The following is a 20,957-nucleotide window of genomic DNA, read 5'->3' on the forward strand; positions in this document are numbered from 1 at the left end:
GTCATTCCATCGCGTCGATATCGCTTGCGGTAAGCGCGGCCGCGAAGAGCTGGGCATGGTCCGGCCGATTGGGGTCGTAGCCGGTCACCGTGCCTATTCGGTTGAGGCGATAGTTGCGCGTATCGCGGTGCACGACAAGGGCAGCGGCGGCCTGCTGCCGGTTGTAGTCATTGGCGATGAGCGCACGCAGCGCCGCCAGCAGGTGGCGCCGGGCACCGCGTTGCGTTGCCAGCGCCGCGAAGGTCTTTCGGAATCTCGACACGCTGGACTCCGACCCGGTGAGGTGGTGCGAAACCTGAACAACCACCCCACCATAGGGCCGATCGACCACATATCCGACTACTCCCAGGCAAACAGATTCCGTGTCGAACTCACCGCACCGGTATGAGGCTCGACGCGGACCGCGCGAGCACGTCGTCCGGCACCGCGAGCCCCGGCTCGAGGTCGGCCGAATCGATCGGCTCGCCCCACACCTGGCGCATCGGCAGCACGCCCGCCCACACCCCACCGTTCTCGATATCCGCCGGGTCGTCTTTGGGACCACCGTCGCGGACCTTCACCGAGGCTTCGGTGAGATCGAGCGCGAGCACGACGGTGGCGGCCAGCTCCTTCTTGTTCGGTGAACGCACCCGCGACCAGGCACCCGGCGCGGCGTGTTCGGTGATCACCTCGAGCGCGTGCAGCCGGTCCGCGGCGTCGGTGACCTCTAGCGCGCGTCCGTGCACCACTGCCGAGCGGAAGTTCATCGAGAAGTGGAACGCCGAGCGGGCATAGACGACGCCGTCGACCAGGGTGACCGCGACCGAGACGTCCCCGGCCAGCGCGGCGCGCAGATTGCCCGCGCCGGTCGAGCCGTGCACGTACAGGGTGTCGCCGTCCCGTCCGTAGATGGTCGGCAGCACCACCGGCGCGCCGCCGAGCAGCACACCGAGGTGGCAGACCAGACCTGCGTCGAGGACCGCGTCCAGGTCCGTTCGCTCGTCCCGCCCTCGTTCCTTCGACCGCGTCAGCGTGCTGCGCGGGGTCGGTGAGAGCGGGGTCCTTGGGTTGGCCGATGAGGTCATATGACCAGCATCGGATGGCGAGTGGCATTATGACAGTGCCAATTCAGGGAGATTATTACAGTCCACTCGTGAGGTGACCGTTGCTCGACGAACTACCCCTCGTCCTCGACCGCGCGCTGCCCGAGCCGCTGTCGGTGCAGGTCGCCGACGGCTTGCGGGCCGCGGCGAGCAACGGGCTGCTGCGCGGCGGGGATCGATTGCCGTCGTCGCGCTCCCTCGCCGAACGCCTCGGCGTGAGCCGCACCGTCGTGGCCGCCGCCTTCGACCAGCTGCACGCCGAGGGCTGGATCAGCGGCAAGCGCGGTTCGGGCACCTACTTGACGACCACCCCGCCCGCCGCGCCGCCGCACACGCTGCAACCCGGCGGTGCCGGCGCCGGTCCGGCCCTGCTCGATCTGGAACCCGGCGCGCCGTGCGCCGACGCGATCGACCGGCCCGCGTGGCGGCGCGCCTGGCGGGCCGCCGCCGACCTTTCCCCGCTGGTACGTAAGGACCGCGCGGGCGAGCAGGACTTCCGCGCGGCCATCACCGAACATCTGCTCCGCCATCGCGGACTCGGGGCGGGCAGCGAAACGGTGCTGCTTGCGACAGCCGGAACCAGTTCCGCCGTAGGCGAACTCGCCGCCGCGCTGCTGTCACCCGGCGACGCCGTCGCCATCGAGGACCCCGGATATCAGCGTGCCGTAGGCACTTTCGCGGCGGCGGGCGTCCGGGTGCTGCCCGTCCCGGTCGACGCCAACGGCCTCCGCGTCGACCTGCTGCCGCCGCACATCAAGGCCGTGTATTGCACACCGGCACACCAGTTTCCGCTCGGTGCACGACTGCCCGCCGCGCGCCGGGTCGAGCTCGTCGAGCACGCCCGCCGCGCCGGGCTGCTGATCATCGAGGACGACTACGACGGCGAATTGCGTTACGACACCGCACCATTGCCCTTGCTGGCCGCGATGGCACCGGACGTGGTCGTGCATCTCGGCACCACCAGCAAGATCCTCTCACCGAGCCTCGGCGTCGGCTGGCTCGTGGCCGCGCCGGAGATCGCCGACGCGGTCGTCGCGCATCGGCAGCGGACCGGAACCAGCCCAAGCCCGGCGGGCCAGCAGGTGTTCGTTTCCCTCGCCGCGCACGGCGACCTGGCCAGACACCTGCGCCGGCTGCGCCGCGCGCTGCCGCCACGCCGGGCGTTCATGGTGACCGAACTGCGCAGGCGCGGGCTCGACGTGCTCGGCGACGACGCGGGTTCCCATGTGGTCGTGCCGCTCGCCTCGGCCGAAGCGGAGCAACGCAGCGTCGCCGCGGCCCGCGCCGAGGGCGTCGCGCTCGACCCGCTCGCCCGCTACCACCTCGGCCCGCGGCGGCACCACTTCGGCGTCACGCTCGGCTACACCGCGCTGTCCTGGCCCGACCTTGCCAGGGCGGTGCCGATAGCCGCCGACTGCCTGGCGCGGCCGTAGCATGGTCGCCATGACCGAACAGGACGTTTTGGCCCGCATCAAGGCACTGGTCGACCAGGAGCACGAGCTGCGCGCGCAGGCCGCCAAGGGTGACCTGGACCCCAAGGCCGAACGCCAGCAGCTCGCCGAGCTCGAGGTGATGCTCGACCAGGCGTGGGACCTGCTGCGGCACCGCAGGGCGCGAATCGACCAGGGCCAGTCGCCGGACAGCGCCGAACCGAGCTCTCCCGGTCAGGTCGAGGGCTACCTGCAATAACCGCCATGCCGAGCACCGAGAGCTTGCGCGCCGCGGCTGCGGGCGGCACCCCTGCCGAATACGACGTCATCGTGATCGGCGGCGGCCCGGCCGGCGAGAACGCCGCCGACTACGCCATCGCCGGGAGCGATCGCACCGCCGTGATCGTGGAACGCGAACTCGTCGGCGGCGAATGTTCCTATTGGGCCTGCATTCCGAGCAAGGCCCTGCTGCGGCCCGGCCATGTGCTGGCCGCCGCGCAGGCCATGGACGGACTCAGCGCGACCGGCCTCGACGTCGAATCGGTGCTGCGGCGACGCGACCACTTCATCAGCAACCAGGACGACGCGTCGCAGGTGAAGTGGGCTCGCGACCACCGCATCGAGGTCGTCCGGGGCACCGGGCGGCTGGTGGGCGAGCGTCAGGTCGAGGTCGATGGCCGGCTGCTGCGGGCCAGGCACGCGGTGGTGCTGGCCACCGGCACCCGGGCCAGCGTCCCGGACGTGCCCGGCCTGCGTGACGCGCTGCCGTGGATCTCCCGCGACGCCACCAACCTGCACGAGGTGCCCGGCCGCGTGGTGATCATCGGCGGCGGTGTGGTGGCGTGCGAGGCGGCGACCTGGTTGGCCACGCTCGGCGCGGACGTCAGCATGATCGTGCGTGGCAAAGCCGTGCTCGCCTCGGCCGAACCGTTCGCGAGCGAGCGAGTGCTCGCCGCGTTGCGGGGCAGCGGTGTGCACGTCCTGCTAGGCACCGAACCCACGAGCGTGCACCGGCCCGATGCCAAGGACACCGGCGAGGGACGGATTCACGGCGGCCCGGTCACCGTGCGGCTGCACGGCGCGCAGGGCGACACCGAGATCGAGGCCGACGAGATCATCGTGGCGGCAGGCCGCACCCCGGCGACCGAGGGCCTCGGCCTGGACTCCGTCGGACTGCAGGACGGCTATGTGCAGGTCGACGACCGGCTGACGGCGCGCGGCGTGGCCGGCGACTGGCTGTACTGCGTCGGCGATCTGAATCACCGCGCCGCCCTTACCCATATGGGTAAATACCAGGCCAGGGTGTGTGGCGACGTGATCGCGGCGCGCGCGGAGGGCAAGCCGCTCGCCGACGCCAGGTTCACCGCGAGCGCCGACCACGGGCAGGTACCGCAGGTGGTGTACACCGCGCCCGAGGTCGCGTCCGTCGGGCTGACCGAGGCCGCGGCCAGGGACGCGGGCCATGCCGTCGAGACCGTGGAGCTCGACATCGCCGTTGCCGGTTCCTCGTTGGCGCGCAACGACTTCGCGGGCCACGCGAAGCTGGTCATCGACACCGCCTCCGACACCCTGCTCGGCGCCACCTTCGTCGGCCCGGAGGCGGGCGAACAATTGCACGCGGCCACCATCGCGGTGGTCGGCAAGGTGCCGCTGGCAACCCTGTGGCACGCGGTGCCCGCATTTCCCGCGGTGAGCGAGTTCTGGTTACGCCTGTTGGAGACACGGCGCGCGTAAGTATCATTGGCGGATGGTGGCATCGACAGATATCCAAACCGCCGACGGAGTCGTTCGCGGTCGTCGTGGCCGCCGGGTATTGCGCTGGCGATCCCTGCCCTACGCGGCCCCACCGGTGGGCGACTTGCGTTTTCGGGCACCGCAACCGGTGACGCCGTGGGCCGGGGTGCGGGAGAGCATCGAGTTCGGATTCGCCGCGATGCAGCATCGGGCCGGCGCGCGGATCGGGCCGCGTCAGTACCAGCCGACCAACGAGGACTCGCTGACACTGAATGTCACCGTGCCCGTGACGCCGGCGGACACGCCGCGTCCGGTGCTGGTGTTCATCCACGGTGGCGGCTATCTCACCGGGACGTCGGCGCTCGGCCTGTACTCCGGCGCTCGGCTTGCGGTACGCGGGGACGCGGTGCTGGTGTCGCTGAACTACCGGCTCGGCGCGTTCGGGTACGTCGATTTCGGTGAATTCTCCACGCCGGAGCACGTTTTCGAGTCGAACCTCGGATTACGCGACCAGGTGGCCGCGCTGGAGTGGGTGCACACCAATATCGCCGCGTTCGGTGGCGATCCGGGCAACGTCACCATCTTCGGCGAGTCCGCGGGCGCGCACGCGGTGCTCAGCCTGCTCGCCGCACCCGCCGCGAAAGGGCTGTTCCACCAGGCGATCTCGCAGAGCCCGCCCGCCGACTGGGCAATGACCGCCGACGACGCCCGCCTGTTCGCCAGGCGCTGCGTCGAAGCGCTCGGCAGCACGCCGGACCGGGCCGCCCACGCATTGCGCACCGCGAGCGCCAACGACATTCGGCGCGCGGTCGACCGCACCAGCAACCGGGTCCTGCGCGAACGCCGCGGCCTGTTCCCGATCGCCCCGGTGGTCGACGGTCTGGTGCTGCCGCAGGCGCCGATCGAGGCGATCATCGACGGCAACGCCCACCGGGTTCCGCTCATCATCGGCACGAACCGCGACGAAGGCACCTTGTTCGCGAAGTTCGCGGATTCGCTGCCGACCACACCGGACCGGCTGCGTGCGGCGCTGGCCGATGTCGACTCCGAAACCCGGATCGCCGCAGCGTATCCCGGCTACCCGGACGCCAAGGCCGCCGTGCGCGCCGGTGGCGACTTCGTCTTCTGGCGCCCGTCGGTCACGGTGATGGCGGGGCACAGCCGCCACGCCCCCACCTATGCCTACCGCTACGACTTCGCCCCGCGCGCAATGCGTCTCGCGGGCCTCGGTGCCACCCACGCCTCGGACCTGATCCCGGTCTTCGGCGGCGGCGACTCGCCGTTCGGCCGTGCCATCACCGCCGCGGGCGGCCGTCACGGACTCCAGTCCGTCACCCAGCAATTCCAGGACAACTGGCTCGCGTTCGCCCGCACCGGCGCACCACTGCCCTCCTGGCCCGCCTACTCCGAATCTCGCCGCAGCACCTTGATCATCGATGCGACCACCCGGCTGGAACACGACCCGGACAAAGCGAAACGCCTTGCCTGGCAAGGCGTCCGCGTACCGACGATGACCTGAGCCAGGTAGCACCTACTTGAGCAGCCGCGACATCCGCCGGTCGGCAAGGATCTTGCCGCCGGTCTGACAGGTCGGGCAGTACTGGAAGGACCGCTCGGCGTAGGACACCTCGCGCACGGTGTCGCCGCAGACCGGGCACGGCAACCCGGTGCGGGCGTGCACCTGCATGCCGGAACGTTTTTCGCCCTTGAGGCGGGCGGCGGCCTGACCCGACGAACGCAGCACGGCATCGGTGAGCACCGAGCGCATGGCCGCGTACAGCTCGGGGCCCTTATCTGCCGCAAGGGTTTTCGTGTTGGCGAATGGGGAGATCTTCGCGGTGTGCAGGATCTCGTCGGAGTAGGCGTTGCCGATGCCTGCCAGCAGGGTCTGGTCGACGATCGCGGTCTTGATCCGCTGCGAGGTGCCACGCAGGATCTCGATGAACTCCTGCTCGGTCACCTCCAGGGCGTCCGGCCCGAGCCGGGCGATGCCGGGCACCAGCTTCGGGTCGTCGACGATGTACACCGCGAGCCGCTTCTTGGTGCCCGCCTCGGTGAGATCGAAGGCGGGTGTCGCACCCTCCGGGGTGAAGAAATGCACCCGCAGCGCGAGCGGACTCTTACCGCCGGGCCTCGGCGGCGTCTGGCTGGGTTCGTCGATCCATCGCAGCCAGCCGCCTCGGGACAGGTGCGTGATCAGCCACAATCCACCGCAGTCCAGGCCGAGAAACTTCCCCCAGCGCCCCGCCCCGGTCACGTCCCGGCCGGACAGCGCGGTCACCGGCGGGTCGAACGTCTTCACGGCGCTCAACGCCGCCACATCCACGCGCCCCACCACCGCACCGACCGCGTGTTCCCGCAGAAACTGCGCCAGCGCCTCTACTTCCGGTAGTTCGGGCACCTGCTCAGGCTACCGGCCCGCACCGACAAGAGCAGGGCAGTCAGCGCCGACTGAGCAGGTAGATGTCCATGATCCAGCCCTTTTCGGCGCGCAGCCCGGCGCGGCGTTCGACGATCCGCTGCTCCACCTCGCGCAGCGGTCCCTCGATCAGCGTTTCGTCCGGCATGCCGAGATACGCGCCCCACCAGATGTGCACGTCGTCCCCCGGAACCTCGGTGAACGAGCAGTCGCCGTCCAGCATCACCACGGCGGCATCGGCGAGCCCCTCCGCACGCAGCCGCCTGCCGGTGGTGATGTGCACCGGTTCGCCGATGCGGTGCAGCACTATCCGATGCCGAGCGGCCAGCGCTTGCACGCTGGTCACGCCGGGAATCACCACATAATCGAAGGGCGTCGTCCCGCGTGCGAGCACCCGCTCGATCATCCGCAGGGTGCTGTCGTAGAGCGACGGATCACCCCACACCAGAATCCCGCCGACCCCGCCGACCTTCGCGAACGCCTCTTCCAGCACCGCAGAGCGCCGCTCGTGCCAGTCCTCGACGACATCCTGATAGTCCGCAGGCGTCCGATCACGTGGCGGGTCCGCGATCTCCACGATTCGATACGGCCGGTCGACGTGCTCGGCCAGGATCGCGGTCCGCACCTCGATTAGCTCCCGCTTCTCCGCGCCCTTGCCGATGACGAAGAACACCTCGACCTGCCGCATCGCCTTGATGGCCTGCACCGTCACCTGCTCGGGGTCGCCCGCGCCGATGCCGATCACGTAGAGCTTGCGCATGCGGCGAGTTTGTCAGGTGGCGCGAAGACCAGTGCTCACCCGCCCCGTCGGCTGCGCCTCCTACCATCCCCTAAAGTGGGCAGTCGTGGCGACCGATACCCAGTACGAGGATCTGCTCCGGCTGGTGCTGGAGTCCGGCACCGAGAAGCCGGACCGCACCGGCACCGGAACGCGCAGCATCTTCGGCCATCAGCTGCGCTACGACCTCGCGGCGGGCTTCCCGTTGATCACCACGAAAAAGGTGCATCTGAAGTCGATCGTCTACGAGTTGCTCTGGTTCCTGCGCGGCGATTCCAACGTGCGCTGGCTGCAGGAGCACGGTGTCTCCATCTGGGACGAATGGGCCGATGCCGACGGCGAACTCGGCCCGGTCTACGGCGTGCAGTGGCGGTCGTGGCCGACGCCGGACGGCATGCACATCGACCAGATCTCCGAGGTGCTGCACACCCTGCGCACCAACCCCGATTCCCGGCGGATGCTCGTGTCCGCCTGGAACGTTTCGGAGTTGGACAAGATGGCGCTGGCCCCGTGCCACGCGTTCTTCCAGTTCTACGTGGCCGACGGAAAACTGTCCTGCCAGCTGTATCAGCGCAGCGCCGACCTCTTCCTCGGCGTGCCGTTCAATATCGCCAGCTACGCGCTGCTCACCCAGATGGTCGCGCAGCAGACCGAGCTCGCGCTCGGCGATTTCATCTGGACCGGCGGCGACTGCCACATCTACGACAACCATCGCGACCAGGTCCGCGAACAGCTCAGCCGCGATCCGCTCCCGTTCCCCACGCTGCGCCTTCGCCCGGCGACGACGCTGTTCGACTACGTCTACGAGGACGTGGAAGTGGTTGACTACCAGCATCATCCGGCTATCAAGGCCCCGGTTGCGGTGTGAGCGGATACGCCCGGAGGAGGCAGCTTGCGTAACCACGGCGGGCCCAGCGAACACCGAATCGGGCAGAGCGTGACGCGCACGATCGGACTGATCTGGGCGCAGACCCCCGACGGGGTGATCGGTTTCGAGAACACCATCCCCTGGCGCGTGCCCGAGGACATGGCGAACTTCAAGGCGGCCACCATGGGACATCCCGTGGTGATGGGCAGGCGCACCTGGGATTCGCTTCCGCCGAAATTCCGCCCGCTGGTCGGCCGCCGCAACATCGTGGTGACCAGGCAGCCGGACTGGGCGGCCGACGGTGCGGAACGCGCCGCGTCGGTCGACGAGGCGCTCGCACTGAGCGGACCGGACACCGCGTGGATCGCCGGTGGCGGCGAGATATACCGCGCCGCTATGGATTTCGCGACCGACCTGCTCGTCACCGAGGTGGACACCACCACCGAGGGTGACGCCTACGCCCCAACTATCGGCCCCGAATGGGAGACCGACGAGAACGCGCCATGGCTCGAGTCGGCATCCGGTCTGCGGTATCGGATCCGCCGCTACACTCGCCGCGAATCCCACTAGTCAGCAAACTTTCCGCATCGGTCATTGCAGCGGCACAACACCGTTCGATCACAGAACTCCATGGCCGCGCAAACCCGTCTCGAGACCAAGCACGGTCGGGCATACTTCTGGGGTAAGTGGGGTCGGCCCTTCGTCCGTCCGGACCCCCGAGCCGGTGCGACCAGCCCCCGCACCGGCTGTTGTCATTTGCGAAAGGTGGTCCATGGACAAGAAATCGCTGACTGCGGTTGCTCGACAACAGCTCAAGATTGCGAGCACCGCCACCAGCGGGCGTAGTTCGCAAACGATCTATGGTGGTCACGCGAATTCGCTGCGCCATACCGTGGTCGGCCTCAGCGCGGGCCAGAGTCTGGCCGAGCATGACAACGCCGGCGAGGCCACCCTGCTCGTGCTCAGTGGCACGCTGACGCTGGTCACCGGGACCAAGGAATGGAAGGGCTCGGCGGGAGACCTGCTCGTGGTGCCCAAAGAACGGCACAGCGTGATGGCGGTGGACGACGTGGCCTTCCTCATGACGGTGGCCAAGTAGTAGCCGCGGTGCCCGTGCCACCTCGCCGATGTGTCGGTGCCGGGCACTAGGCTGACGATCATGAGCGAGCCGCAGCCGATCCTCGATCCGCTCACCCCGGCCGCGATCTTCCTCGTCGCCACCATCGATGAGGGCGGCGAGGCGGTTGTCCGGGACACCCTCGCCGATATCCAAGGTCTGCGCCGCTCGGTCGGCTTCCGCCTCCCCGGTGCGGGCCTCAACTGCGTCACCTCGATCGGCTCTGCGGCCTGGGACCGGCTCTTCACCGGACCACGGCCCGCCGAACTGCACGACTTCCCCGGCTTCGTCGGCAAGCACCACACCGCCCCCGTGACGCCGGGCGATCTGTTGTTCCACATCAGGGCGGAAAATCAGGACGCCTGCTTCGAGCTGGCCATGATCATCGGCGACCGGCTGGCAGGCGCGGCCACGATCATCGACGAGACCGTCGGGTTCCGCTACTTCGAGCAGCGCGACCTGCTCGGCTTCGTGGACGGCACCGAGAATCCGGAGGGCCGTGGCGCGTACGCCGCCGCGCTGGTCGGCGACGAGGATCCCGACTTCCGCGGCGGCAGCTACGTCATCGTGCAGAAGTACCTGCATCCGCTGGCGGACTGGCGGGCGCTGTCGGTCGAGGAGCAGGAGAAGGTGATCGGGCGCACCAAGCTCGACGACTTCGAGCTGTCCGACGCCGACAAGCCCGCCGACTCGCACGTCGCGCTGAACACCATCGTCGACGCCGACGGCACCGAGCGCGAGATCCTGCGCGCCAACATGCCGTTCGGCAGCGTCAAGGACGGCGAATTCGGCACGTACTACGCCGCGTACGCGGCGACACCGAGCGTCCCCGAGTTGATGCTCACCCGGATGTTCGTCGGCACCGAGGAGGCGGCCTACGACCGCATCCTCGACTTCTCCATCGCGGTCACCGGCACGTCGTTCTTCGCGCCGTCGCTCGATTTCTTCGATGAACTTCCCCCACCACCCGACGAAGCCGGCGCGGCGGAAGACGTGCGGCGCGCCGCCATCGGCTCGGGCTCACTCGGTATCGGCACGTTGAAAAGGAGCACGCAAGCATGAACAACCTCTATCGCGAACTCGCGCCGATCACCGCCGAGGCATGGTCGGCGATCGAAGAAGAGGCGACGCGCACCTTCAAACGGCACATCGCCGGGCGCCGCGTCGTCGACCTGTCCGGTCCGCACGGACTCGACTACTCCGCCGTCGGCACCGGGCACACCACCCCGATCGCCGCGCCCGACGAGGGCGTGCAGGCCAGGCAGCGGGTGGTCGCGCCGCTGGTCGAGCTGCGGGTGCCGTTCCGGCTGTCCCGCGAGGAGCTCGACAACGTCGAACGCGGCGCGATGGACCCCGATCTGGACGCGGTGAAGGACGCCGCGAAGAAGATCGCGTTCGCCGAGGACCGGGCCATCTTCGAGGGCTATCCGGCCGCGAATATCACCGGCATCCGGGCGAGTTCGACCAACCAGGCGATCGCGCTGCCGGGCGATCCCCGGCTGGTGCCGGAGTCGGTCACCCAGGCACTCACCGCGCTGCGGCTGGCGGGCGTCGACGGCCCGTACTCGGTGCTGCTCAGCGCCGAACTGTTCACGGCCGTCAGCGAGACTTCCGATCACGGTCACCCGATCCGCACCCACATCGAACGGCTCATCCCGGACGGCGAGATCATCTGGGCGCCCGCCATCGACGGCGCGTTCGTGCTCACCTGCCGCGGCGGCGACTACGACCTGCGAATCGGCCAGGACCTGTCCATCGGGTACCTGTCGCACGATGCCGAGTCGGTGGAGCTGTACTTCCAGCAGAGCCTGACGTTCCTGGTGTACACGGCCGAGGCCGCGGTCGCGCTGGAGGCTTGATCAACTTGTGCGCCTTCTGATGGCCCGCGCGCCGAATCGCTGCGGGAGATCAGGAGGTGTGCGGCGCTACGGCGAGCGGTAGCGTGTGCCGCAGCACGCCGGATGTAGGTAGGTGAGATGGCAATGGTGCGGGCGGGTGTGGTGCCGACGCGGCGCGCGGCGCTGTACAGCTCCCTCGGCATCCTGGCGACCGTCGGAGTGTGCGCGGTGGTGGTCGGTCTGTTCGGGGTGAACCGGGTATTCACCGGCCTGCTGGCCGGTGCCGTCGCGGGCGTCGCGGTGGTGGCGGCGCTGTTCACCAGGGATGCCGTGGTGCTCACCGAACGGGCGATCTTCCGGCGCACCCCGTGGACCGAATCGAGCATCGACTGGGACCGGGTGGTCGCCGGACGCTTCACCCTCGACGAACGATCCCGCTGGTCCTTGGCGCTCGACCTGTCCGGCGGGGACGAACAGCACGGCGAATTGGTGCTGCTGTCCATTCCGCCGGTGCTGCGCCCGGTGTCCGGCGCCTACGATCTGCGCAAACGCGAGCAGGTGAACGAGATCCGGGCGCTGTTGCGGCGCAAACGGATTCCGGTCACCGTGCTCCCCGAAATCGCGGGCGCGCTGCAGCAGCACTGGGAGATCGCGCCGCCGACGCGCTGATCAGGTACCCATTCGGGGCGTTTGGCGATACGTTGGCAAGTGTGTCGATGACGAAGGGCGCCAACGTTGCGGTGCCGACATCCGCCGTCCGGATCGAACTGGGCTGGCAGAGCGGACCCGGCGTGCCCGATGCCGACGCCTCGGCGCTGCTGCTGGTGTCCGGGAAGGTGCGCGGCGACAACGACTTCGTCTTCTACAACCAGCCCGTGCATCCGTCCGGCGCGGTCCGGCACGAGGGTAAGCGGCAGGGACCGACCGTGCTCGACGTGCTGTCGGCGAATCTCGCGCAGGTCGAAGCGCAGATCGACACCATCGTGATCGCGGCCTCCGCGGACGGCGGCACCTTCGGCCAATTCCGTGGCCTCCACGTGCGTCTGGTCGATCCGGCCACCGGCGCCGAGGTGGCGCGGTTCGACAGCGTCGGCGCGACCACCGAGACGGCGTTCGTGCTCGGCGAGCTCTATCGACGCCAGGGCGCGTGGAAGTTCCGCGCGGTCGGGCAGGGGTACGCCGCCGGGTTGGCCGGTCTGGCCACCGATTACGGCATCTCGGTGGACGACGCCGCGGCACCCGCGGCGCCGCCGCACCGGTTCACCCCGCCGCCACCGCCCGCCGCCCCGCCGCACCAGTTCACCGCGCCGCCGCCCCCGGCGCCGCCCGCCCCGCAGTACGCCCCGCCGCAGCCGCAGTTCCCACCGCCGCCGCCCGGATATCCGGCGCCGCCCGGCACTTACGGCTCGCCGCCACCGAACATGGCTCCGCCACAACAGTTTCCGACGCAGCTCGGCGCTCCTGTCGATCTCAACAAGATCTCGCTGACCAAAGAATCGCCCTCGATCTCACTGACCAAGCAGGGTGCGACCGGCGGCGTCATGCGGATCAACCTGAACTGGACCGGCGCCGCGGCGCCCGCACCGCGCAGGTTCGGCAAGCGCAAGAGCGCGGGCCTCGACCTTGACCTGTGTTGCCTCTGGGAGATGACCGACGGAACGAAGGGCGCGATCAGCCCGCTCGACAGCTTCGGCTCGCTGCGCAAGGCACCCTTCATCCAGCTCGATCAGGACGATCGGACCGGCGCCGTCGCCACCGGCGAGAACCTCGATATCAACCTGGACCACACCGCGAAGTTCCGCAGGATCCTGGTGTTCGCCTCGCTGTACGCCGGCGCGGACGATTTTCGTGGCGTGCACGCCACGGCCACGCTGTACCCGGTCGGCTCGCCGCCGATCGAGATGCTGGTCGACGGCTGCACCGACAATTCGCGTGAGATGGTGCTCGCGTTGATCGAGAACATCAACGGCGAGTTCGTGGTGCACCGCCAGGGTGTCTTCATTCGGCCGCCCGCCGGTCGCCCGCTGTGGGGCAAGAAGGAAGTCGACCAGGCCTACGGCTGGGGCCTCGAGTGGGGACGTAGCGCGGGCAAGTAGGTCTCAGGCAGTGTCGAGCTGATCGAGCAGCCGCTGCGCCTGGCCGCGCAGTGCGTTCAGATCGCCGGGCCAGCCGAGCACGCGCAGCGCCGCCTCCGGGATCGTCCGCTCCGCGTCCTCGGGCGCGTTGCCCTCGTCCGAGCGCATGCTGATCACCATCTCGACCAGCCGGAACGGCAGCGCCGCCGCCCCGACGATGCCCGCGCCACCGGCCTCGGCCAGCACCGTGGCCGCCAATGTCTCGTAGTGCCCGCGCAGGTCGTCGCGGCGCAGCCGGAACGTCGCGAATCGTTCGGTGCGCAGCTCCGGAAGCAGATACAGCGCACCGAGATTCCAGCGCGCGGCGCACAGTTGCCGGACGTCGAAGTGGGCCAGCGCGTAAAGCCGTGTTGGCGCGGGCTGCGACACATTCCCCAGTCGCTCGGCGAGTTCCAGTGGGGCGGCTATGGTTTCGGCAAGCAGCGCATCGAGGATGTCATCCTTGGCGGCGAAGTGGTGATAGAGCGATGCCTGACGGATGCCGACCGCGTCGGCGACCACACGGGTGGAGGTGTTCGCATAGCCATTGGTGGTGAACAGCTCCCCGGCGGCATCCAGGATCTCGGCGCGCGGCGTCTGGCCGCGACGGCGTCGCTGCTCCACACGAGGACGGCCGGGGCCGAGGTTTGCCACAGGGCCCATTCTGGCAGGTCCGCGCTGGACCGATCCGCATCGGTCGGTCACCCGGTGACCGGCGGAGAGGTTTCTGTCATTCGATAGAAACCTCGGCAACGCAGAAGTAACCGGGGTTACCGCAAGCGATACACGCGGGTCACCGAAAGCGCGATCGCCACCGCAAAACTGTCATCCGATAGTTATTGGCCGCTCGCCGAAGGACCCTCATGGCCACGATGTTCGCCCCAGCCCCTCCGCCCGACACCAGCCGCGACGGCGCCGATCTGGCCCGATTCGGCTATCAGCCCGTGCTGCATCGAAAGCTCGGTCGCTACGCCTCGTTCGCGGCGGGCTTCTCGTTCGTCTCCATCCTCACCACGATCTTCCAGTTCTTCGGCTTCGGCTATTCGTTCGGCGGTGCCGCCTTCTTCTGGACCTGGCCGATCGTGTTCGCCGGGCAGTTCCTGGTCGCGCTGAACTTCGCCGAACTGGCTGCGCGCTATCCGATTTCGGGCTGTATCTACCAGTGGTCGCGCCGTCTCGGCGGCGAGCTCGTCGGCTGGTTCGCGGGCTGGATGATGGTCATCGCGCAGATCGTCACCGCCGCCGCGGCGGCCATCGCGCTGCAGGTGGTGCTGCCGTCGATCTGGAGCGGCTTCCAGCTCGTCGGCGACGACACCGCGCTCACCTCGTCCGCCGGTGCGACCAACGCGGTGCTGCTCGGCAGCATCCTGCTGGCGGTCACCACGATCGTCAATGTGCTCGGCATCGACCTGATGTCGCGGATCAACTCGATCGGCGTCACCGTCGAGATCGTCGGCGTGCTCGCGATCATCGCGCTGTTCTTCACGCACACCGAGCGCGGGCCCGGCGTGGTGCTGGACACCGATCAGGCCGTGCCCGGCTCGTATTGGGCCGCGTTCCTGGTGTCCGGACTGATGGCCGCCTACGTGATGGTCGGGTTCGATTCCGCCGGTGAGCTTTCCGAGGAGACGAAGAATCCGCGCCGGGTGGCGCCGCGCACCATCCTGACCGCGCTCGCGGTGTCCGCGCTCGGCGGCGGGCTGCTGCTCCTCGGCGCACTGATGGCCGCGCCGAGCCTGTCCGACGGCTCGCTGGGCACCGGGGGCCTGGCCTACGTGCTCACCGCGAAGCTGAACAGCCCGGCGGGCACGGTGCTGCTCTGCTGCGTCGCGGTGGCGATCACGGTGTGCACGTTGGCGATTCAGACGGCGGGCTCGCGGCTGATGTTCTCGATGGCCAGGGATGGGCGGTTGCCGTTCGCCCGCCAGCTCGCCGCGGTGCACCCACGCTTCGGCACCCCGGTGCTGCCCTCGGTCATCATCGGCGCGCTCGGCATCGGCCTGCTGGTGCTGAATCTCGGCAACGCCGCGATCTTCGCGACCCTGGCCAGTGTCTGCATCGTGACGCTGTACCTGGCGTATCTGCTGGTTACCGTGCCGCTGCTGGTGCGGCGGATCAAGGGAACGCCCGCGGATGAATCGAGCGAAGCAGCCCTGTTCAGCCTGGGCCGCTTGGGAATTCCGGTGAACGTGCTGGCTGTGCTCTGGGGCATCGCCATGGCGGTGAACCTGGCCTGGCCGCGCGCCGCGGTCTACACCCCGAACGGCGGCGGTTGGTGGATGCTCTGGGCCGCACCGCTATTCGTGGTGCTGGTGATCGCCACCGGCGTGGTCGTGCACTGGTTCATCGCCCGCACGCCGAATAGCACCGAAAGCCCGGTTTCCGCAACACCATCCGCCTGACCGGTGGCGCGGTGGTGGTGCCGGCCACCACCGCGCCCTCGTTCGTATCCGACCGGCCGTTCCCACCAAAGGGGGCAAACAATGACCAGCACCGCATCCACCGAGGGCGCACGGGCACACGCGCGATCGCAGGCCGCCGCGGCGGCCATCGAGGGACCCACACTGCCCGAGGGCATCGAATCGGCGAAAATTACCTTCGCCCAGCGTATTCCGCGCGATGGTTACACGAACGTCGTGCTCGGGCGGGGCACTCGGATCCGACTGTCCGATCCGGCGGGTGCCGCCTGTGCGCATCTGCTGCTGGTGCGCCCCGACGCGCCCTGGGAACGGCTGAATGTCGCCGACACCGTCAAGGTTCCGTGGCAGGCCTATCTGGGCGACGGGCATCCACTGCTGTCCGACCAGGGCCGCATTCTGGCCACCGTGCTCGCCGACACCTCGGGTAGCCACGACACCCTGTGCGGACCGGCCGCCGAGGCACGGCGGCTGCTGCGCCTCGCGGGAGCCAAACACGGCCTGGAGCCCCGCGACATCGGCCCGACGGTGTCGTTCTTCCGTGGGGTGCGGGTGGAATCCGATGGCGCACTGACCGCCACCGGCAGCGCCGCACCCGAATCCTCGGTCGACCTGCTGGTGCACCTCCCGGTGATCCTGCTGGTCGCCAATGCCGCGCACCCGCTCGACGACCGCGCCACAACGGATCTCGACGTCGTCGCCTGGGCCGCGCCGGAGGACCTCGAACTCACCCACAGCAGCGACCCGGAATATCAACGGGCCGTTGACAACACCGAGCGCGCCTGGACGGCCGCACTGACGCTGGAAGCAAGGCCATGAGCACCGTCGTTCTCGACGAAACCGTCCCCGCCCGCGCCCCATGGTCCGCGGTGGTCAAGGCGGGCGAGCAACTGGAGATCATCGATCTGCACGGCAACCAGGCGGTGGACTGCCTGCTGTATGCGGCGGCGGACCACACCGACCGCTACAGCGCGCAGGCCACCGTCGCCGCGCAGCGCAATATCTTCCTGACCACGGGCAGCGTGCTACTGACGGACGCGGGAACCGCCCTGATGACCGTGGTCGCCGACGAGGTCGGCAACCACGACACCATCGCGGGGGCCTGCTCCCAGGAGTCGAACACGCTCCGCTACGGCCAGCACACCCGGCATCAGCACGCCTGCGTGGAGAACTTCCTCACCGTGGCGTTGCGCTGGGGCCTCGGAAAACGGGACCTGGTATCGAACATCAACTGGTTCATGAATGTTCCGGTGGAGGCCGACGGCACGCTCGGAATCGTCGACGGATTGTCCGCTCCCGGAAAGAAAGTCACCCTCCGCGCCGAGATCGACACCCTCGTCCTGGTCTCCAACTGCCCGCAGATCAACAACCCCTGCAATGGTTTCGATCCCACACCGGTGCGCATGGTGGTGACGAAATGACCAGCACCGAGCTATCCGCGGAAACGGCCTTGAACGCCGAAGCCCGCTCCGTCGAAGTCATCCGGCCCGGAATGCTGACGACTGTGCAGGATTGGCCGGGGCGAACCGGGTACTGGCATGTCGGGGTGCCGCCGTCGGGGCCGATGGACGATCTGTCGTTCCGGCTCGGTAACCGAGTGCTCGGTAATCCGGAGGGCGCGGCCGGGCTGGAGTGCACCCTTAGTGGTCCCGCACTAAGGTTTTCAGCAGCCACGTGGGTATGCGTCACGGGCGCGCCGACCGACGTCACGGTGAACGGCGTTCGATTAGAGCAGTGGCGGACCGTACAGATCCCGGCAGGCGGCGTCCTCGATATCGGTGCCGTTCGCGGGCCGGGCATGCGGTGCTACCTGCTGCTCTCCGGTGGCCTCCAGCTTCCCGAATACCTTGGCAGCACAGCCACATTCACGCTCGGGCGATTCGGCGGCAGCAACGGCAACGCACTGCGGGCTTGGGAAACCTTGTCGCTCGGACCACAGCGCGGCCCCATCGCGACCGGGGTCCCAATGGGTGACCAGCCGGTGCTGACCAAGCGCTGGGAACTGGCGGTGACCGCAGGTCCGCACGGCGCACCGGAATTCTTCACCCGCGTCGACTTCGACACCATCATCGGCACCGACTACGAGGTGCACTTCAACTCCGATCGCACCGGCGTCCGGCTGATCGGGCCGAGACCAGACTGGGCCCGCACCGACGGCGGCGAGGCGGGCCTGCATCCGTCCAACATCCACGACACCCCGTATTCGGTTGGCGCACTGGACTTCACCGGCGACACCCCGATCCTGCTCGGCCCCGACGGACCGAGCCTCGGCGGCTTCGTCTGCCCGATCACCGTGGTCGCCGCCGACCGCTGGAAGCTCGGGCAGTTGACGCCCGGCGACGCGGTGCGCTTCGTGCCGATCCGCAGCGACCGCGCCGCCTCGATTCGAGAGCTCGGCGCCGGGCGCAGGGCCTCCTGGCCGACCGTGCTGTCGTCCGGCGGCGATGCCGATGACGGCGTCCTGCGACGCACCGAGGTCGACGACGAGACCGGCGTGACCTATCGCCGCGCGGGTGACGACGCGGTGCTCGTCGAATACGGCACCATGACACTGGATCTCGCGCTGCGCGCCCGCGTGCACGCGCTACATCAGCACCTGCTCGCCGCGAGTGTGCGCGGTGTGACCGAGCTGACCCCTGGCATCCGTTCGCTGCAGATCCGAGTCGACCCGCACATCCTTTCCGTGTCAGCCCTGCTCGATCTACTCGCCGAAGCCGAACAGCAGCTGCCCGCCGTCGACCAGCTCGTCGTCCCCAGCCGCACGGTGCATCTCCCGCTGTCCTGGGATGACCCGGCAACCCGCGAGGCCATCACCCGCTACATGCACGGCGTCCGCGCCGACGCCCCGTGGTGCCCCTGGAACATCGAATTCATCCGCCGCATGAACGGATTGGCCTCGGTAGCAGACGTTTACGACACCGTCTTCGGTGCCGAATACCTCGTCCTCGGCTTGGGTGATGTGTACCTCGGCGCCCCCGTCGCCACCCCGACCGACCCGCGCCACCGCCTGGTCACCACCAAGTACAACCCGGCCCGCACCTGGACTCCGCAGAACGCGGTCGGCATCGGCGGTGCCTATCTGTGCATCTACGGCATGGAAGGCCCTGGTGGCTATCAGTTCGTCGGCCGCACCACCCAGGTGTGGAACCACCACGCAGGTCCGCTCGCCGGTCGGCCCGGTGCGGACCGCCATCCCGCCGGCGCGGAAACCCCTTGGCTACTGCGCTATTTCGATCGCATTCGCTGGTATCCGGTCTGCGCCGACGAACTACTCGACCTGCGCGCCGATTTCGCGGCGGGCAGCGTTGCGGCGCGGGCCGAGGACGGCGAATTCCGGCTCGCCGACTATCGCGAGTTCCTCGCCGACAACAACGAGTCCATTACCGAGTTCCGCGCCGTGCAGGCAACAGCCTTTGCCGCCGAACGCAACTCATGGCAGCTCGCCGGTGAACTCGCCGCGGGTTGACGCCGTCAGGTCATCGTCGTCGGCACGACGGGTCCGCTCCAGCCACACGGCAATCCACAGGTGGCGACCACCAGTTGCTCGACGTCGTCGTCATCGAAGTGCGCGGTGATCGTCGACGCGTGCGCGGGATACCCGCACAGCGGACACTTGCCGAAATAGTTCAGGACCGGATCCACCTGTGATGAAACCATCGTGCGATCCCGGTGACTCGGTAACCCCGGTGTGGTCATGCTCGTTCCTCCCGACCTGATGGTGCGCCTCCGGCCGGGCAACGGCAAGCCCTGAATTCACCAACCGAAAAGTTCCGCCAGATCGATCGAATCGTCGTCCCACGCGCGTTCGATCGCCGCGCGCTCGGCCTCCGGAAGTTCGGGCGACCACCCGCAGCGGCGCCAGAACTCTTCCCGGTGTTCCTGAGTGAATGGTCTGGGTTTATCCATGGGCTGCACCTCGCCGACGGTCCGCTCCCCCGATTGTGGGCCTGCTCCGGCGGCGACATGCCGGAACAGGCCCACAGAATTCAATTTTCAGCGCAGATCGCGGAAGAACTCGCGAATATCGGCGGTCAGCAGCACCGGCGCTTCCAGCGCGGCGAAGTGACCGCCCTGGTCGGCCTCGGTCCACCGGGTGATGGTGTTCTCAGGTTCCGAGTAGCGCCGGATGCCGACGTCGTGGGCGAGAATCAATGCCGCGGTAGGTACTCCGGAGTTCACCTTCGGCGCGCCCCACGCATCGGAATGCGCATAGCCGACATACGCCGCCGAACCCGCGGTTCCGGTGAGCCAGTACAGCATTACGTTGGTCAGCAGCCGATCTCGGTCAATGATCTTGTCCGGGTCTACGTTTCGCGGATACGTCCACTCGCGGAACTTGTCCATGATCCAGGCGAGCTGTCCGACCGGGGAATCCACCAGCCCGTAGGCCAGCGTCTGCGGTCGGGTGGACTGAATCGCGATGTAGCCGAACTCTTCCTGCATGAACGCCTCGATCCGGCGCACCCGATCGCGCTCGACCTCGTTCAAGCTCGCCAGTTCCGCCTCGGACAGCGGCAGCTGCGGCATGGGGCCGGGTCCGCCGTTGACGTGCACGCCCACCACACTTTCCGGCGCGATCCGGCCGGTCTCCGGGCTCACTCCGGCGCCGATGTCACCGCCCTGCACGCCGTAGCGCTCGTACCCGAGCCTGCGCATGAGTTCGACCCAGGCCTGCGCGGTTCGCTCGATCCGCCATCCCGCCTCGGTGACCGGGCCGGAGAAGCCGAAGCCCGGCAGCGACGGGATGACCAGGTGGAAAGCGTCTTTCGGATCGCCACCGTGTGCGGTGGGATCGGTCAGCGGCCCGATCACGTCGAGGAATTCGACCACCGAGCCGGGCCACCCATGCGTCAGCAACAAGGGCAGCGCCGCCGAGTGCGGCGAACGGATGTGCAGGAAGTGGATGTGCTGTCCGTCGATCTCGGTCGTGTACTGGGGGTAGGCATTGAGCTCCGCCTCCGCGGCACGCCAGTCGTACTCGGTCCGCCAGTAGTCGACCAGCTCGCGCAGCCAAGTGGTCGGCACGCCGGTGTCCCAGCCGTCGCCGGGCAGCGGCGCGGGCCAGCGCGCGCCATCGAGCCGAGTACGCAGGTCATCGAGCTGCCGCTGCGGGATGTCGATGCGGAATTCGTTGATCTCGTTGGTCATGAAATGAACGAT

Annotated in this window: 23 protein-coding genes; 15 read left to right on the forward strand and 8 right to left on the reverse strand. The window is 68.6% G+C overall.

Annotated elements, in window-relative coordinates:
• Position 1 precedes the first annotated feature (1 nt).
• Positions 2-262 (reverse strand): helix-turn-helix domain-containing protein, encoded by a 261-nt coding sequence (locus ACIBCN_RS40110; RefSeq protein ID WP_396997516.1) that lies wholly within the window; start codon positions 260-262, stop codon positions 2-4.
• A 109-nt stretch (positions 263-371) separates the two neighbouring features.
• Positions 372-1,064, reverse strand: a complete 693-nt coding sequence (locus ACIBCN_RS40115) for a pyridoxamine 5'-phosphate oxidase family protein (RefSeq protein WP_396997518.1) — start codon at positions 1,062-1,064, stop codon at positions 372-374.
• Positions 1,065-1,144: 80 nt separating this feature from the next.
• On the opposite strand from ACIBCN_RS40115, the gene ACIBCN_RS40120 reads away from it, so the two are divergent.
• From ACIBCN_RS40120 to ACIBCN_RS40135, 4 genes are read left to right on the forward strand one after another with little or no spacing between them, the layout of a single operon-like run.
• The gene (locus tag ACIBCN_RS40120; protein ID WP_396997520.1) at positions 1,145-2,515 is read left to right on the forward strand and encodes a PLP-dependent aminotransferase family protein; all 1,371 of its coding nucleotides are present in this window, start codon (positions 1,145-1,147) and stop codon (positions 2,513-2,515) included.
• A gap of 10 nt (positions 2,516-2,525) precedes the next feature.
• A complete protein-coding gene (locus ACIBCN_RS40125; protein ID WP_396997522.1) occupies positions 2,526-2,771 on the forward strand; it encodes a DUF2630 family protein in 246 nt (81 codons plus the stop codon).
• A gap of 5 nt (positions 2,772-2,776) precedes the next feature.
• Positions 2,777-4,246: a dihydrolipoyl dehydrogenase family protein gene (locus ACIBCN_RS40130; protein ID WP_396997524.1), complete on the forward strand. Its 1,470-nt coding sequence runs from the start codon at positions 2,777-2,779 to the stop codon at positions 4,244-4,246.
• A 13-nt stretch (positions 4,247-4,259) separates the two neighbouring features.
• Positions 4,260-5,765 carry a carboxylesterase/lipase family protein gene (locus ACIBCN_RS40135; RefSeq protein WP_396997526.1) on the forward strand — a complete coding sequence of 502 codons (1,506 nt, stop codon included), beginning with the start codon at positions 4,260-4,262 and terminating at the stop codon, positions 5,763-5,765.
• A 12-nt stretch (positions 5,766-5,777) separates the two neighbouring features.
• Here ACIBCN_RS40135 and ACIBCN_RS40140 read toward each other — a convergent pair whose 3' ends face one another.
• Both ACIBCN_RS40140 and cobF read right to left on the reverse strand, forming a co-directional pair.
• Positions 5,778-6,647: an Fpg/Nei family DNA glycosylase gene (locus ACIBCN_RS40140; RefSeq protein ID WP_396997528.1), complete on the reverse strand. Its 870-nt coding sequence runs from the start codon at positions 6,645-6,647 to the stop codon at positions 5,778-5,780.
• 40 nt (positions 6,648-6,687) lie between these two features.
• Positions 6,688-7,425: a precorrin-6A synthase (deacetylating) gene (gene cobF / locus ACIBCN_RS40145; protein ID WP_396997530.1), complete on the reverse strand. Its 738-nt coding sequence runs from the start codon at positions 7,423-7,425 to the stop codon at positions 6,688-6,690.
• An 85-nt stretch (positions 7,426-7,510) separates the two neighbouring features.
• Between cobF and ACIBCN_RS40150 the strand changes: the two genes are divergently transcribed.
• From ACIBCN_RS40150 to ACIBCN_RS40180, 7 genes are all read left to right on the forward strand, one after another.
• On the forward strand, positions 7,511-8,311 hold the full coding sequence (locus ACIBCN_RS40150) for a thymidylate synthase (RefSeq protein ID WP_396997532.1): 801 nt from the start codon (positions 7,511-7,513) through the stop codon (positions 8,309-8,311).
• A gap of 24 nt (positions 8,312-8,335) precedes the next feature.
• Complete coding sequence (locus ACIBCN_RS40155; RefSeq protein WP_396997534.1) at positions 8,336-8,881, forward strand: dihydrofolate reductase; 546 nt, start codon at positions 8,336-8,338, stop codon at positions 8,879-8,881.
• Between the two features lie 202 nt (positions 8,882-9,083).
• Positions 9,084-9,410, forward strand: coding sequence for a cupin domain-containing protein (locus ACIBCN_RS40160; protein WP_396997536.1), 327 nt, complete (start codon positions 9,084-9,086; stop codon positions 9,408-9,410).
• A 60-nt stretch (positions 9,411-9,470) separates the two neighbouring features.
• On the forward strand, positions 9,471-10,490 hold the full coding sequence (locus ACIBCN_RS40165) for a Dyp-type peroxidase (protein ID WP_396997538.1): 1,020 nt from the start codon (positions 9,471-9,473) through the stop codon (positions 10,488-10,490).
• Entirely contained in the window at positions 10,487-11,287 is an 801-nt protein-coding gene (locus ACIBCN_RS40170; protein WP_396997540.1) for a family 1 encapsulin nanocompartment shell protein, read from the forward strand. Before ACIBCN_RS40165 ends, ACIBCN_RS40170 begins: the two co-directional genes overlap by 4 nt.
• 117 nt (positions 11,288-11,404) lie before the next feature.
• Positions 11,405-11,935 (forward strand): hypothetical protein, encoded by a 531-nt coding sequence (locus ACIBCN_RS40175; protein WP_396997542.1) that lies wholly within the window; start codon positions 11,405-11,407, stop codon positions 11,933-11,935.
• Positions 11,936-11,982: 47 nt separating this feature from the next.
• Positions 11,983-13,362 carry a TerD family protein gene (locus tag ACIBCN_RS40180; protein ID WP_396997620.1) on the forward strand — a complete coding sequence of 460 codons (1,380 nt, stop codon included), beginning with the start codon at positions 11,983-11,985 and terminating at the stop codon, positions 13,360-13,362.
• A 3-nt stretch (positions 13,363-13,365) separates the two neighbouring features.
• Here the strand turns inward: ACIBCN_RS40180 and ACIBCN_RS40185 are convergent, their stop codons facing one another.
• A complete protein-coding gene (locus ACIBCN_RS40185; RefSeq protein ID WP_396997544.1) occupies positions 13,366-14,043 on the reverse strand; it encodes a TetR/AcrR family transcriptional regulator in 678 nt (225 codons plus the stop codon).
• 200 nt (positions 14,044-14,243) lie between these two features.
• On the opposite strand from ACIBCN_RS40185, the gene ACIBCN_RS40190 reads away from it, so the two are divergent.
• The 4 genes from ACIBCN_RS40190 to ACIBCN_RS40205 all read left to right on the forward strand — a co-directional run bounded on the left by ACIBCN_RS40190 (position 14,244) and on the right by ACIBCN_RS40205 (position 19,263).
• On the forward strand, positions 14,244-15,782 hold the full coding sequence (locus tag ACIBCN_RS40190) for an amino acid permease (protein WP_396997545.1): 1,539 nt from the start codon (positions 14,244-14,246) through the stop codon (positions 15,780-15,782).
• An 81-nt stretch (positions 15,783-15,863) separates the two neighbouring features.
• The gene (locus ACIBCN_RS40195) at positions 15,864-16,616 is read left to right on the forward strand and encodes a DUF1989 domain-containing protein (protein WP_396997547.1); all 753 of its coding nucleotides are present in this window, start codon (positions 15,864-15,866) and stop codon (positions 16,614-16,616) included.
• The gene (locus ACIBCN_RS40200; RefSeq protein ID WP_396997549.1) at positions 16,613-17,218 is read left to right on the forward strand and encodes an urea amidolyase associated protein UAAP2; all 606 of its coding nucleotides are present in this window, start codon (positions 16,613-16,615) and stop codon (positions 17,216-17,218) included. The genes ACIBCN_RS40195 and ACIBCN_RS40200 overlap by 4 nt, the downstream gene beginning before the upstream one ends.
• Entirely contained in the window at positions 17,215-19,263 is a 2,049-nt protein-coding gene (locus ACIBCN_RS40205; RefSeq protein ID WP_396997551.1) for a 5-oxoprolinase/urea amidolyase family protein, read from the forward strand. The genes ACIBCN_RS40200 and ACIBCN_RS40205 overlap by 4 nt, the downstream gene beginning before the upstream one ends.
• A 5-nt stretch (positions 19,264-19,268) precedes the next feature.
• Here ACIBCN_RS40205 and ACIBCN_RS40210 read toward each other — a convergent pair whose 3' ends face one another.
• The 3 genes from ACIBCN_RS40210 to ACIBCN_RS40220 all read right to left on the reverse strand — a co-directional run bounded on the left by ACIBCN_RS40210 (position 19,269) and on the right by ACIBCN_RS40220 (position 20,945).
• Entirely contained in the window at positions 19,269-19,454 is a 186-nt protein-coding gene (locus tag ACIBCN_RS40210; protein ID WP_396997553.1) for a hypothetical protein, read from the reverse strand.
• 96 nt (positions 19,455-19,550) lie between these two features.
• Positions 19,551-19,703, reverse strand: coding sequence for a hypothetical protein (locus ACIBCN_RS40215; protein ID WP_396997554.1), 153 nt, complete (start codon positions 19,701-19,703; stop codon positions 19,551-19,553).
• A gap of 87 nt (positions 19,704-19,790) precedes the next feature.
• A complete protein-coding gene (locus ACIBCN_RS40220) occupies positions 19,791-20,945 on the reverse strand; it encodes an epoxide hydrolase family protein (protein ID WP_396997556.1) in 1,155 nt (384 codons plus the stop codon).
• Between the last annotated feature and the right edge of the window lie 12 nt (positions 20,946-20,957).

It is taken from the genome of Nocardia sp. NPDC051052 (assembly GCF_044456045.1).
Taxonomy (GTDB): domain Bacteria; phylum Actinomycetota; class Actinomycetes; order Mycobacteriales; family Mycobacteriaceae; genus Nocardia.

Excerpts from the sequence above, each read along its gene's own strand:
- ACIBCN_RS40115 (WP_396997518.1), bottom strand. The coding sequence starts at position 1,064 with ATGACCTCATCGGCCAACCCAAGGACCCCGCTCTCACCGACCCCGCGC.
- ACIBCN_RS40125 (WP_396997522.1), top strand. The coding sequence starts at position 2,526 with ATGACCGAACAGGACGTTTTGGCCCGCATCAAGGCACTGGTCGACCAG.
- ACIBCN_RS40130 (WP_396997524.1), top strand. The coding sequence starts at position 2,777 with ATGCCGAGCACCGAGAGCTTGCGCGCCGCGGCTGCGGGCGGCACCCCT.
- ACIBCN_RS40135 (WP_396997526.1), top strand. The coding sequence starts at position 4,260 with ATGGTGGCATCGACAGATATCCAAACCGCCGACGGAGTCGTTCGCGGT.
- cobF (WP_396997530.1), bottom strand. The coding sequence starts at position 7,425 with ATGCGCAAGCTCTACGTGATCGGCATCGGCGCGGGCGACCCCGAGCAG.
- ACIBCN_RS40160 (WP_396997536.1), top strand. The coding sequence starts at position 9,084 with ATGGACAAGAAATCGCTGACTGCGGTTGCTCGACAACAGCTCAAGATT.
- ACIBCN_RS40165 (WP_396997538.1), top strand. The coding sequence starts at position 9,471 with ATGAGCGAGCCGCAGCCGATCCTCGATCCGCTCACCCCGGCCGCGATC.
- ACIBCN_RS40170 (WP_396997540.1), top strand. The coding sequence starts at position 10,487 with ATGAACAACCTCTATCGCGAACTCGCGCCGATCACCGCCGAGGCATGG.
- ACIBCN_RS40175 (WP_396997542.1), top strand. The coding sequence starts at position 11,405 with ATGGCAATGGTGCGGGCGGGTGTGGTGCCGACGCGGCGCGCGGCGCTG.
- ACIBCN_RS40180 (WP_396997620.1), top strand. The coding sequence starts at position 11,983 with ATGACGAAGGGCGCCAACGTTGCGGTGCCGACATCCGCCGTCCGGATC.
- ACIBCN_RS40185 (WP_396997544.1), bottom strand. The coding sequence starts at position 14,043 with ATGGGCCCTGTGGCAAACCTCGGCCCCGGCCGTCCTCGTGTGGAGCAG.
- ACIBCN_RS40190 (WP_396997545.1), top strand. The coding sequence starts at position 14,244 with ATGGCCACGATGTTCGCCCCAGCCCCTCCGCCCGACACCAGCCGCGAC.
- ACIBCN_RS40195 (WP_396997547.1), top strand. The coding sequence starts at position 15,864 with ATGACCAGCACCGCATCCACCGAGGGCGCACGGGCACACGCGCGATCG.
- ACIBCN_RS40200 (WP_396997549.1), top strand. The coding sequence starts at position 16,613 with ATGAGCACCGTCGTTCTCGACGAAACCGTCCCCGCCCGCGCCCCATGG.
- ACIBCN_RS40205 (WP_396997551.1), top strand. The coding sequence starts at position 17,215 with ATGACCAGCACCGAGCTATCCGCGGAAACGGCCTTGAACGCCGAAGCC.
- ACIBCN_RS40210 (WP_396997553.1), bottom strand. The coding sequence starts at position 19,454 with ATGGTTTCATCACAGGTGGATCCGGTCCTGAACTATTTCGGCAAGTGT.
- ACIBCN_RS40215 (WP_396997554.1), bottom strand. The coding sequence starts at position 19,703 with ATGGATAAACCCAGACCATTCACTCAGGAACACCGGGAAGAGTTCTGG.
- ACIBCN_RS40220 (WP_396997556.1), bottom strand. The coding sequence starts at position 20,945 with ATGACCAACGAGATCAACGAATTCCGCATCGACATCCCGCAGCGGCAG.